At 65.7% G+C, this 12,634-nt stretch carries 7 protein-coding genes; 5 read left to right on the top strand and 2 right to left on the bottom strand.

The features are described from left to right. The first annotated feature begins 43 nt into the window (after positions 1-43). Both JQ592_RS28820 and JQ592_RS28815 read left to right on the top strand, forming a co-directional pair. Positions 44-511: an Hsp20 family protein gene (locus tag JQ592_RS28820; RefSeq protein WP_183242571.1), complete on the top strand. Its 468-nt coding sequence runs from the start codon at positions 44-46 to the stop codon at positions 509-511. Between the two features lie 336 nt (positions 512-847). Continuing rightward, on the top strand, positions 848-1,618 hold the full coding sequence (locus tag JQ592_RS28815) for an alpha/beta fold hydrolase (protein WP_211406160.1): 771 nt from the start codon (positions 848-850) through the stop codon (positions 1,616-1,618). Positions 1,619-1,878: 260 nt separating this feature from the next. On the opposite strand, the gene JQ592_RS28810 is transcribed toward JQ592_RS28815, so the two are convergent. After that, positions 1,879-2,673, bottom strand: coding sequence for a hypothetical protein (locus tag JQ592_RS28810; protein WP_211406159.1), 795 nt, complete (start codon positions 2,671-2,673; stop codon positions 1,879-1,881). Between the two features lie 491 nt (positions 2,674-3,164). On the opposite strand from JQ592_RS28810, the gene gltB reads away from it, so the two are divergent. Continuing rightward, positions 3,165-7,898 carry a glutamate synthase large subunit gene (gltB, locus tag JQ592_RS28805; RefSeq protein ID WP_211406158.1) on the top strand — a complete coding sequence of 1,578 codons (4,734 nt, stop codon included), beginning with the start codon at positions 3,165-3,167 and terminating at the stop codon, positions 7,896-7,898. A gap of 137 nt (positions 7,899-8,035) precedes the next feature. Beyond that, positions 8,036-9,487, top strand: coding sequence for a glutamate synthase subunit beta (locus JQ592_RS28800; protein ID WP_211406157.1), 1,452 nt, complete (start codon positions 8,036-8,038; stop codon positions 9,485-9,487). A gap of 200 nt (positions 9,488-9,687) precedes the next feature. Here JQ592_RS28800 and JQ592_RS28795 read toward each other — a convergent pair whose 3' ends face one another. Continuing rightward, positions 9,688-11,430 (bottom strand): outer membrane beta-barrel protein, encoded by a 1,743-nt coding sequence (locus JQ592_RS28795; RefSeq protein ID WP_211406156.1) that lies wholly within the window; start codon positions 11,428-11,430, stop codon positions 9,688-9,690. A 193-nt stretch (positions 11,431-11,623) separates the two neighbouring features. On the opposite strand from JQ592_RS28795, the gene JQ592_RS28790 reads away from it, so the two are divergent. Then, positions 11,624-12,631 (top strand): KpsF/GutQ family sugar-phosphate isomerase, encoded by a 1,008-nt coding sequence (locus tag JQ592_RS28790; RefSeq protein ID WP_211406155.1) that lies wholly within the window; start codon positions 11,624-11,626, stop codon positions 12,629-12,631. Positions 12,632-12,634: the final 3 nt, after the last annotated feature.

The raw sequence follows: 12,634 nt of genomic DNA, 5'->3' as shown, positions 1-12,634 counted from the left end.
GCGGGCGGGTTACTTAAGCAGTCGCTCAATGGAGGACTTGACCATGCGTACCTACGATCTCACCCCCTTCTATCGTTCCACCGTCGGCTTCGACCGTCTGTTCAACCTGCTCGACCAGGCCAGCTCTGACGGCAGCCCCGGCTATCCCCCCTACAATATCGAGCGCACCGGCGAGAACGCCTACCGCATCACCGTCGCGGTCTCTGGCTTTGCCAAGGACGAGCTCTCCATCGTCGCGAAGGAAAACACGCTGACGATCAAGGGCGAGAAAGTCGCCAATGAGAACTCGAAATCCGAAGTGCTCTACCGCGGCATCGCCGCGCGTGCCTTCGAGCGCGCCTTCCAGCTTGCCGATTTCGTGCAGGTGAAGGACGCCTCGCTCGAGAACGGCCTGCTTCACGTCGACCTCGTCCGCGAGATTCCCGAGGCCAAGAAGCCGCGCCAGATCGCGATCAACACCAGCGCGCAAGCCGCGAAGGTGATCGAAGGCTCGGCCGCGCAAGCCGCCTAAGCACACACGACTTCCAGGTTGCGAAAACGCCCCGGTGCCCCGGGGCGTTTTTTCGTTTTGCCCAACTTCCTCCCCGGTGTCGTCCTGGCGAAGGCCAGGACCCATTACCCCAGGGAGCTGTTTGGCGAAGATTCGTCATTCGGTACTTCTACCGCGCACCACCGATAGACCTCGCGGTATGGATCCTGGCCTTCGCCAGGACGACACCGGTGGTTAAGCGGCCTTCTCGCAAACATTGGACTGCTGCACCGCATCACAGACTGGTGAGCCGCGTAACGCCGCTGCCGCTTGCTCCGTCCTTTGGGCATCGACCCCAAAACAAGACGGAGAACGATGATGACCCTTTGGCGCAGCCTTTTCGTCGCCGCGAGCCTGCTGGCGGCCCCTCTCAGCCTCGCTCACGCGCAGACGCCGCAAACCGTGAAGGCAAAGAACGTCGTGCTGGTGCACGGCGCCTGGGCCGATGGCTCGAGCTGGTCGGAGGTGATCCCGATCCTTCAGGCGGCCGGCCTCAACGTCACCGCCGTGCAGAATCCGCTGTCGTCGCTTGCCGATTCCGTCGAAGCAACCAAGCGCGCGCTGGCCGAGCAGGATGGCCCGACCGTGCTGGTCGCGCATTCCTGGGGCGGCACCGTGATCAGCCAGGTCGGCACCGACCCGAAGGTCACCGGTCTCGTCTACGTCGCTGCACGCGCGCCCGATGCGAACGAGGATTTCGTCGCGCTGTCGAAGCAGTTTCCGACCGGCCCCGTGCGCGCCGGCATCGTCGAGCGCGACGGCTACACCAAGCTGTCGGAAGAATCCTTCCTGAAATATTTCGCCAATGGCGTGAAGCCGGAGCAGGCCAAGGAGCTCTACGCCGTGCAGTGGCCGACGGCGGCCTCGATCTTCGCCGGCCGCACCACGGAAGCGGCATGGCACAGCAAGCCGAGCTGGTACGCGGTGTCGAAGAGCGACTACACCATCAACCCCGATCTCGAACGCTTCCTTGCCAAGCGCATGAACGCCACCACGGTCGAGCTCGATGCCGGCCACCTCTCGCTGGTGTCGCATCCGAAGGAAGTGGCGAATTTGATCCTGGAGGCGGCGGGATATCCGCGGAGTTGAGGTGATTGCGTGAAAGCAAAAGGCGCCTGAAATCTCGGGCGCCTTTTGTTTTGCTCCAATGTCGTCCTGGCGAAAGCCAGGACCCATTACCCCAGGGAGTGGTTTGGCGAAGACCCTTCGCCCGGTACTCACACCGCCCGCAATCGATAGACCTCGCGGTATGGGTCCTGGCCCCCGTGCGCAATTGCGCACTAGGCCAGGACGACGCCGTGGGTGTGGCACGCGGCTCGCCTCTCACAGCGAGCCGATTATGAGCGCGCCTAATCCAGCCCCTGCGCGGCCGGCATCTCCTGCGTCGGCTGGATGGTCGGAGCAGGCTTGCCCTGGCCGACGGTTGGCGCAGTGGCTTGCGGCGCAGCCTCGGCGGGCTTTGCCTGCACGGCGGCGGCGGTCTGCTGGGCAGGTTGCGCCTGAGCGGGCTGAGCCTGCGGCGCTTGAGTCTGGGCCTGCTGTGCCGGCTCAGCCGGCTTCACCGCCGCGACCGGCGCCTCGCCGCGTGGCGGGGCGGCCTTGGGCAGCGGCACGGTGCGCCTCGCAACGTGTGGGATCGAGGCGGGCGGGCGTGGCGGGCCGCTGCGGATCGTGGTCGGCGGCGGCAGCGCGCTTTGCGGGCCATAAGGCGCGACCGCATGCTCCCCATAGGGCGGCGCCATGCCGTAGGCATCGGCCGCGGGCATGAAGCGGATGATCCGGCCGTCGCGGGCGTCGATCACGAGCCGGCCGTCGTCGCCGCGGCGGTCGATCACCGCGATGGTGTAGACGCTGCCGCGCAGCCGCGGGATGCCGAGCGGCGAGAAGCCGTTGTCGCGCAACACCGCGTACACCTCCGTCGACGGCAGCAGTGCCGGGGCCGGGCCGCGCTCTTCGTAGCCATAGCCGTAGCCATAGCGCGGCGGCGGAGGCGGCGCGGCTTCCGGGGGCGCATACGGCCCGTCGAAATCCGAGACCGCGATCATGGCCCCTCCCGAAATACCGCTCGCGGGAACTTGCGCTTGAGCCGTGCTTGCGGCCAGCGCCAGCGCGGCGGCGGCCACACATCCTGTGAAAAACTTCATGGTCGAGACGCTCCTGTCAGACCCCGGATGGAACGCGCTCTTTCGCTTCTTGCGGCGTGGCGCGCCTTCCGAAGGGCCGATCCGAAGCTTCATCGGGGATTTCGGCGTCCACAGGGCCGGATCAGGGCGCGTTTGCTTCAAAACCGGGGCCGCGCAACTTTCGGAAAGCGATTGATTGACATATCGGGAATCGGGACTTTCGCGCGCTTGTGTGCTAGACAAAAATTTGGCAAGGTGATGGTTAGGACAGGAAAGCTGTCTTAAATTTGCTTGCGGTTCCGGCATAGGGATTGCAACGAAAGTCGGTGCTCTCGAGCGCCAAGAAGGCAACAGGCAAAGCCGTTCTCGGGGACGTAGAACGCCTAGGCCTGAATTTAAGAAAATGCGGCTCGCAGCGGACGAGCGGTGACCCAGAGGCGGGTGCCGCGGAACGCCCAAGGTGCGCCGAAGAGAGCGGTGAGACAGCTTGCCGCATGGAGAGGACAGGAACAATGAACGGGTCGCAATTCGAGCGCGCAAACATCGTGGCAGAAGAGCTGTCGGCGACGGTCGCCTCGAAAACGACCGATCCGATTCAGGAGCACAATTCGCGCCCTCCCGCCGAAGGTCTCTACGATCCGAGCCTGGAGAAGGACTCCTGCGGCGTCGGCTTCATCGCCAACATCAAGGGCAAGAAGTCGCGCGAGATCGTCGCGGACGCGCTGAGCATCCTCTGCAACCTCGAGCATCGCGGCGCTGTCGGCGCCGACCCGCGCGCCGGTGACGGCGCCGGCATCCTGGTGCAGATCCCGCACAGCTTCTTCAGCCGCAAGGCCAAGGAGCTCGGCTTCACGCTGCCGGCGCCCGGCGAATATGCCATCGGCGCGCTGTTCATGCCGCGCGACACCGCCTGGCGCAACGTCATCAAGAGCATCATCGGCGACCAGATCAGGGACGAGGGTCTGACCCTGCTCGGCTGGCGCGACGTACCGACCGACAATTCCTCGCTCGGCGTCACCGTGAAGCCGACCGAGCCCGCCTGCATGCAGGTGTTCATCGGCCGCAACGGCACCGCCAAGACCGAGGACGAGTTCGAGCGCCGGCTCTACATCCTGCGCAAGTCGATCTCGCAGGCGATCTATCAGCGTCGCGACCGCGGCCTCTCCGGCTATTACCCGTGCTCGATGTCCTGCCGCACCGTGATCTACAAGGGCATGTTCCTCGCCGATCAGCTCGGCAAGTACTATCCCGATTTGCATGAGGCGGACTTCGAGAGCGCGCTCGCCCTCGTTCACCAGCGCTTCTCGACCAACACCTTCCCGGCGTGGTCGCTGGCGCATCCCTATCGCATGATCGCGCATAACGGCGAGATCAACACGCTGCGCGGCAACACCAACTGGATGGCGGCACGCCAGGCCTCGGTGAGCTCCGAGCTCTACGGCAAGGACATCAACCGGCTCTGGCCCATCTCCTATGAAGGCCAGTCGGACACCGCCTGCTTCGACAACGCGCTCGAATTCCTGGTGCAGGGCGGCTACTCGCTGCCGCACGCCGTCATGATGATGATTCCGGAGGCGTGGGCCGGCAATCCCTTGATGGATGAAAAGCGCCGCGCCTTCTACGAATATCATGCCGCACTGATGGAGCCGTGGGACGGCCCCGCCGCGATCGCCTTCACCGACGGCCGCCAGATCGGCGCCACGCTCGACCGCAACGGCCTCAGGCCCGCGCGCTATCTCGTGACCAAGGACGACCGCATCGTGATGGCGTCCGAGATGGGCGTGCTGACGATCCCCGAGGACCAGATCATCACCAAGTGGCGCCTGCAGCCCGGCAAGATGCTGCTGGTCGACCTCGAGCAGGGCCGCCTGATCCCGGACGACGAGATCAAGGCCGAGCTCGCCAGGAGCCACCCCTACAAGGAGTGGCTGGAGCGGACCCAGATCGTGCTGGAAGAGCTGCCGAAGGTGCCGACCACCGGCGTGCGCTCGAACCTGTCGCTGCTCGATCGCCAGCAGGCGTTCGGCTACAGCCAGGAAGACATCACCATCCTGATGACGCCGATGGCGGCCACGGGCGAGGAAGCCGCGGGCTCGATGGGCAACGACACGCCGATCTCGGCGCTGTCGGACAAGGCCAAGCCGCTGTTCACCTACTTCAAGCAGAACTTCGCGCAGGTCACCAACCCGCCGATCGACCCGATCCGCGAGGAGCTGGTGATGAGCCTCGTCTCCATCATCGGACCGCGGCCGAACCTGTTCGACCTGCAGGGCCTGGCCACGACCAAGCGCCTCGAAGTGCGCCAGCCGATCCTGACCGACGCGGACCTGGAAAAGATCCGCTCGATCTCTGATGTCGCCGACTCCCATTTCAAGTCGCGTACGCTGGACACCACCTTCCACGCCGGTCTCGGCGCGGCCGGCATGGACCAGGTGCTGGACGAGCTCTGCGCGCGCGCGGAAAGCGCGGTACGCGAGGGCGTCAACATCATCATCCTGTCCGACCGCATGGTCGGCACCGACCGCGTGCCGATCCCGGCACTGCTGGCCTGCGCCGCCGTGCATCATCATCTGATCCGCGTCGGACTGCGCACCTCGGTCGGTCTCGTCGTCGAATCCGGCGAGCCGCGCGAAGTGCATCACTTCGCCTGCCTTGCAGGCTACGGCGCCGAAGCGATCAATCCGTACCTGGCGTTCGAGACCATCATCGCGATGAAGGACCGCCTGCCCGGCTCGCTCGACGACTACGAGATCGTCAAGCGCTACATCAAGTCGATCGGCAAGGGCCTGCTCAAGGTGATGTCCAAGATGGGCATCTCGACCTACCAGTCCTATTGCGGCGCGCAGATCTTCGACGCCGTCGGCCTCAAGGCGGACTTCGTGTCGAAGTTCTTCGCCGGCACGCATACCCGCGTCGAGGGCGTCGGTCTCGCCGAGATCGCGGAAGAGGCCGTGCGCCGCCATGCCGACGCGTTCGGCGAGGCGCTGGTCTACAAGGGCGCGCTCGATGTCGGCGGCGAATATGCCTATCGCAGCCGCGGCGAGGACCATGCCTGGACCGCCGAATCGGTCTCGCTGCTGCAGCACGCCGCGCGCGGCAATTCGCAGGAGCGCTACCGCGCCTTCGCAAAGATCCTCAACGAGCAGTCGGAGCGCCTTTTGACGCTGCGCGGCCTGTTCCGGATCAAGAACGCCGAGGAAGAGAAGCGCAAGCCGATCCCGCTCGACCAGGTCGAGCCGGCCAAGGACATCGTCAGGCGTTTCGCCACGGGTGCGATGAGCTTCGGCTCGATCTCGCGCGAGGCGCACACTACGCTCGCGATCGCCATGAACCGGATCGGCGGCAAGTCGAACACCGGCGAAGGCGGCGAGGAAGCGGACCGCTTCAAGCCGATGCCGAACGGTGATTCCATGCGTTCGGCGATCAAGCAGGTCGCCTCGGGCCGCTTCGGCGTCACTACGGAGTATCTCGTCAACTCCGACATGATGCAGATCAAGATGGCGCAGGGTGCCAAGCCCGGCGAAGGCGGCCAGCTGCCCGGCCACAAGGTCGACGCCACCATCGCCAAGGTCCGGCACTCGACGCCGGGCGTCGGCCTGATCTCGCCGCCGCCGCACCACGACATCTATTCGATCGAGGATCTGGCGCAGCTCATCTACGACCTCAAGAACGTCAACCCGACGGGCGACGTTTCGGTCAAGCTCGTCTCCGAGATCGGCGTCGGCACGGTCGCCGCAGGCGTCGCCAAGGCGCGCGCCGACCATGTCACCATTGCGGGCTTCGAAGGCGGCACCGGCGCTTCGCCGCTGACCTCGATCAAGCATGCCGGCTCGCCGTGGGAGATCGGCCTTGCCGAAACCCACCAGACGCTGGTGCGCGAGCGGCTGCGCAGCCGCATCGTGGTCCAGGTCGACGGCGGCTTCCGCACCGGCCGTGACGTCGTGATCGGCGCGCTGCTCGGCGCCGACGAGTTCGGCTTCGCCACCGCGCCGCTGATCGCGGCCGGCTGCATCATGATGCGCAAGTGCCATCTCAACACCTGCCCGGTCGGCGTCGCCACCCAGGACCCCGTCCTGCGCAAGCGCTTCACCGGCCAGCCCGAGCACGTGATCAACTACTTCTTCTTCGTCGCGGAGGAAGTCCGCGAGATCATGGCCTCGCTCGGCTTCCGCACCTTCAACGAGATGGTCGGTCAGGTTCAGCTGCTCGACCAGACCCGCCTGGTCGCGCACTGGAAGGCCAAGGGCCTCGACTTCTCGAAGCTCTTCGTCAAGCAGAAGGAAGAGAAGGGCCAGAAGATCTATCACTCCGAGCGCCAGAACCATCATCTGGAAGCGGTGCTCGACCGCTCGCTGATCGAGAAGGCGACGCCTGCGCTCGACCGCGGCGCGCCGGTGAAGATCGAAGCTGCGATCAACAGCACCAACCGCTCCGCCGGTGCGATGCTGTCGGGCGCGGTCGCCAAGATCTACGGCCATGCCGGCCTGCCGCACGACACCATCCATGTCGGCCTCAAGGGCACCGCGGGTCAGGCCTTCGGCGCGTGGCTGGCGCAGGGCGTCACCTTCGAGCTCGAAGGCGAAGCCAACGACTATGTCGGCAAGGGCCTCTCGGGCGGCAAGATCATCGTCAAGCCGCCGGCGAACTCGGCAATCGTGCCCGAAGAGAGCATCATCGTCGGCAACACCGTGATGTACGGCGCGATCCAGGGCGAATGCTACTTCCGCGGCATCGCCGGCGAGCGCTTCGCCGTGCGTAACTCGGGTGCGGTCGCCGTGGTCGAGGGCGCGGGCGATCATTGCTGCGAATACATGACCGGCGGCATCGTGGTCGTGCTCGGCAAGACCGGGCGCAACTTCGCGGCCGGCATGTCGGGCGGCATTGCCTACGTGCTGGACGAGACCGGCGACTTCGACAAGCTGTGCAACATGGCAATGGTCGAACTCGAGCCGGTGCTGTCGGAAGAGCTGATCAACGCCGGCACCTATAACCACTCCGGTGACCTCGAGGCGCACGGCCGGGTCGACGTGTTCAAGAACCTGCTCGCCTCCGACGTCGAGCGGCTGCACGTCCTGATCTCGCGCCACGCCAAGGCGACCGGCTCCAAGCGCGCCGTCGAGATCCTTGCCAATTGGAAGGACTGGCTGCCCAAATTCCGCAAGGTGATGCCGGTCGAGTACCGGCGCGCGCTGCGCGAAATGGCCGCCAACGCGGACGCCGAGCCGAAAATCGCGATCGGGGCGTAACTCTCAACTCGCGTCATTCCGGGGCGCGCAAAGCGCGAACCCGGAATCTCGCAAAGATAACCTCCAGGTTCCGGGTCTGCGCGCGGCGCGCGCATCCCGGAACGACGGAAAAGAAAACGGCAGGGACTTCGGGTTTAATGGGCAAGATCACGGGTTTTCTGGAAATCGAACGGCACGACCGCAAGTACACCCCGGTCGCCGAGCGCGTGAAGCATTACAACGAGTTCGTCGTTCCCTTGAGCGAGAAGGAAGTGCGCGACCAGGCCGCGCGCTGCATGAACTGCGGCATTCCCTATTGCCACGGCACCGGCTCGGTCGCGCCCGGCACGCCCGGCTGCCCGGTCAACAACCAGATCCCCGACTGGAACGACCTCGTCTACCAGGGCAACTGGGAAGAGGCCTCGCGCAACCTGCACTCGACCAACAATTTCCCCGAGTTCACCGGGCGCATCTGCCCGGCGCCGTGCGAGGCGTCCTGCACGCTCAACATCGACGACAACCCTGTTACCATCAAGACCATCGAATGCGCGATCGTCGACCGCGCCTGGGACAATGGCTGGCTGAAGCCGGAAGTGGCCTCGGTGAAGACGGGCAAGAAGGTCGCCGTGATCGGCTCGGGTCCGGCCGGCATGGCCTGCGCGCAGCAGCTCGCGCGCGCCGGCCACGATGTGCATGTCTACGAGAAGTACGCCAAGGCCGGCGGCCTGCTCCGTTACGGCATCCCCGACTTCAAGATGGAGAAGGACGTCATCGACCGCCGCGTCAAGCAGATGGAAGGCGAAGGCGTCACCTTCCACTACAACAGCCATGTCGGCGCTGACGGCAACGTCGATCCGCGCGAGATGCTCAACGAGTATGACGCCGTGGCGCTGACCGGTGGCGCTGAAGCCCCGCGCGACCTGCCGATCCCCGGCCGCGATCTCGCCGGCATCCACTACGCCATGGACTTCCTGCCGCAGCAGAACCGCCGCGTCTCCAGCGAGCCCTTGAACGGCGTCCAGGAGATTTTGGCCGGCGGCAAGCATGTCGTCGTCATCGGCGGCGGCGACACCGGCTCGGACTGCATCGGCACCTCGCTGCGCCAGGGCGCGCTGTCGGTGACCCAGCTCGAGATCATGCCCGCCCCGCCCGAGCGCGAGAACAAGGGCCTGACCTGGCCGAACTGGCCGCTGAAGATGCGCACCTCCTCCAGCCAGGCCGAAGGCGCCATCCGCGAATACGCCGTGCTGACCCAGAAGTTTTCCGGCGAGAACGGCCAGATCAAGAAGCTGCACTGCGTCCACGTCGACGACAAGTTCAAGCCGATTGCCGGCACCGAGTTCGAGCTCGATGCCGAGCTCGTCCTGCTTGCCATGGGTTTTGTGCACCCCGTGCACGAGGGCCTCTTGAAGCTGCTATCGGTCGAGCTCGACCCGCGTGGCAACGTCAAGGCCAACACGCTCGACTACCAGACCTCGCGCCCGAATGTGTTCTCCGCCGGCGACATGCGCCGCGGCCAGTCGCTGGTGGTGTGGGCCATCCGCGAGGGCCGGCTGTGCGCCCGGTCGATTGATACGTTCCTGATGGGGAAGACGGATCTGCCGCGGTAGTCCACTGTGCAAGCTCGACGGCGGACAAACAATCCGCCGTCGTCCTGGCGAAAGCCAGGACCCATACCGCGGAATCTATCGATGGCAGTCGGTCGTAGTACCGAACTGCGAGCCTTCGCCAAACTACTCCCTCGGGTAATGGGTCCTGGCTTTCGCCAGGACGACACCTTGGCGCCGCCGGTGGTCACCGGCGGTAATCCTCAGTTCTGCAGCCTCACCCCGACCATCACCACCGTCCCCTGCGAGCTCGACCCCGCCTGGTTCGAATCCAGGATGTCGTGCCGCAGCGTGCCCTTGATCCAGACGTTGCGGTTGAGCTTGTAGATCAAATTGCCTTCGAGCGAGTAGGTTTTGTCGTTGCGGTTCTGGTTCTGGTAGTCGTAGGTGCCGTAGGTAAACTTGCCGATGGCGGTGAGCCAGCGGCGGAAGTCGTGGTCAACTTCGGCGGCATAGGTGTGCACGAGCACGCCGGATGAGCCGGGGACCGTGGTCTCGTTGATCTGCGTGTCGGTGAAGAATTTCACCGTGGTGAGGCCGCTCGCATTCCAGATCAGCGAGCCCGCGGTGAGGAAGCCGGAGAGCTGGCTGAGGCGCGGATCGACATAGTTGCGCGCGGAATAGCCGACCGAGATCTCGCCGGTGAGGATGCGCGAGAATTCGAAGGACGAGCCGACCTTGGCATAGCCGCCGTTTGAATCTCGGAAATAGCCGTTGCGGTCGGCGGCCTGGTCGTGGACGCGGGTGTCGCCCTGGATCTCGACGAACGGCTTCAGTCCCGGCTTCAGATCGTAGGAGAAGCGGCCGACGCCACCATACTGGTTGAAGTCGCGGTCGTCATTGCTGGAGGTCGAGCCGTCGGTGAGCTTTGAATCGGTGTAGGCGGTGCGATCGACGGTGGCGCCGGCGGCGACCTGGAAGCGGTTGAAGGTCTGGTCGAAGCCGATCGTCGTGCCATAGGTGGCATAGACCGGATATTTCTGCAGGCCGGCCTGCACGTTGGGGCTGCCGGGATTGTCCGTGGCGAGCCGCAGGCGCAGCTGCGAGGTCAGTTTGAGATCGCGGCTGACATCGACGCGGCCGTCGACATGGCCGGTGAAGTCAGGACGGTCGATCTCGACCGGCGAGGGCGAAGCAAAGCCGTTGATCGTCGCCGGCATGTTGTTGGTGTAGCCCGAGAACGAGCCGCGCAAATCCGCGACCAGCGCGTGGCGCTCCCAGTCGGACACGACAAGGAGATCGGGCGCGACGACATAGGCCGGCGAGCCGACCGGCATGTTCAGGCGCGCCGGGTTGGTGTCGTAGCCGGCGGAGAGTTCGAGCCCGCCCTTGATCAGGAAGCTGCCGGCGTAATCGCCGACCGCGCCGAACGCGTCGTCATCGGCCTTGAGGCGACGGCGCAGCGGCTGGCCGGGCACGTTGCCGGCCATCGCCGGCGGTACCGGTGTCTTGTGCGCATTCTCGGACGGCGGCGGCGCGATGCGCGGCGGACCCAGCGTCCTGACCGGCGTTGCCGGTGGCGGCGGCGAGCCGGGGCCGAGCGGGCGCTTCGGCTTGGCCTGGCCGGGATAGAGCTTTGGCTGCTGCCGCTTGCGGTTGAGCGAGTCGTAGCCGGAGCCGCTGGCGCCATTGGCAGCCGGCAGGCCGTAGGTCGGAACCTGCCCGACGCGCGAGGTTGCCGGCGCCTGCTGGCTCCTGCGCGGATCGGCATTGGGATCGGGCAGCACCGGCAGCGCGTCCGACGGCGCCTGCGGCACGGCCGCCGTGCGGCGCGTCGGCAGCGTGTCGGGCGAAGCAAAGCCGCCGCGGTTGGGATTGAACAGGTCGGGCGTGAGGCTCTGGGCCGCCGCCGGAATGGTGCCGAGGGCCGTCAGCGCGAGGCACGGCAAAGCGGCGCGCAGGAAATGCGCGCGTTTGCTCCGGCCCCTGCCTGGAGACGACCCCACGATAGAATAACTCCAACGAAATCAAACACTTCCAAGACGGCCTCCGACCGGCTGGCGGGAACCCATCGTTAATGGAGTTAAAACAATTATGGTTAATGACCGGTTGAGGGCATTAGGGCACTCGTCGCCTCGCCAGCCGGGGCGTGCTAAGCAGGCGCCAACGGGCGAACGCCCCTCCTCCCTGGACCTGGACATGCCGAGTTCGAAACCGCTGATGACCCAATCATCCGGCTCCATCCCCGATAGCGTCGAATCCGCGCTCCGCACCCTGGAGACGGAGAGCGGCGGCATCAACGCCCTCGCCGCCGCGCTGCGCGGCCCGCTGGGCGCGACCTTCGCGAGGGCGGTCGACCTGATCCGCAACGCCAAGGGCCGCGTCATCGTCACCGGGCTCGGCAAGTCCGGGCACATGGCGCGCAAGATCGCGGCGACGCTGGCCTCGACCGGCACGCCGGCCTTCTTCGTCCACACCGCGGAAGCCGCCCATGGCGACCTCGGCATGATCACCACTGATGACGTCATCATGGCGCTGTCCTGGTCCGGCGAGCAGCCGGAGATGAAGACGCTGGTGAACTATTCGGCGCGCTTTGCGATCCCGATGATCGCGGTGACCTCGAACGCTTCGTCCTCGCTGGGACAAGCCGCCGACATCGTGATCGAGCTGCCCAAGGCCCGCGAGGCCTGCCCGCACAATCTGGCGCCGACCACCTCGACCATGATGCAGGTCGCGATCGGCGATGCCATCGCGATCGCGCTGCTCGAAGGCCGCGGCTTCACCGCGCTGGAATTCGCGCATTTCCATCCCGGCGGCAAGCTGGGCGCGATGCTGAAATTCGTCCGCGACTACATGCGCACCGGCGCCGAGATCCCGCTCAAGCCTGAAGGCACAAAGATGTCGGACGCCGTGGTCGAGATGTCCGCCAAGGGCCTCGGCTGTGTCTGCATCGTCAACAACGCGGGCGAGGCCGTCGGCATCATCACCGACGGCGATCTGCGCCGCCACATGCGGCCCGACCTTCTGACGGTGACGGTCGACGAGATCATGACCAAGCAGCCGAAGTCCGTGCCGCCGTCGATGCTGGCGAGCGAGATGATCGAGGTGCTGAACACCCGCAAGATCACGACGCTGCTGGTGACGGAAGCGGACAAGGTGGTGGGCATCGTGCACCTGCACGACCTGCTGCGCGCGGGCGTGGCGTAGTTC

Origin of the sequence: Bradyrhizobium iriomotense (genome assembly GCF_018129405.1) — a bacterium.
Taxonomy (GTDB): Bacteria; Pseudomonadota; Alphaproteobacteria; order Rhizobiales; family Xanthobacteraceae; genus Bradyrhizobium; species Bradyrhizobium iriomotense_B.
Note: the sequence above shows the minus strand (reverse complement) of the source record. Positions and strands in the feature narration are given on the sequence as shown.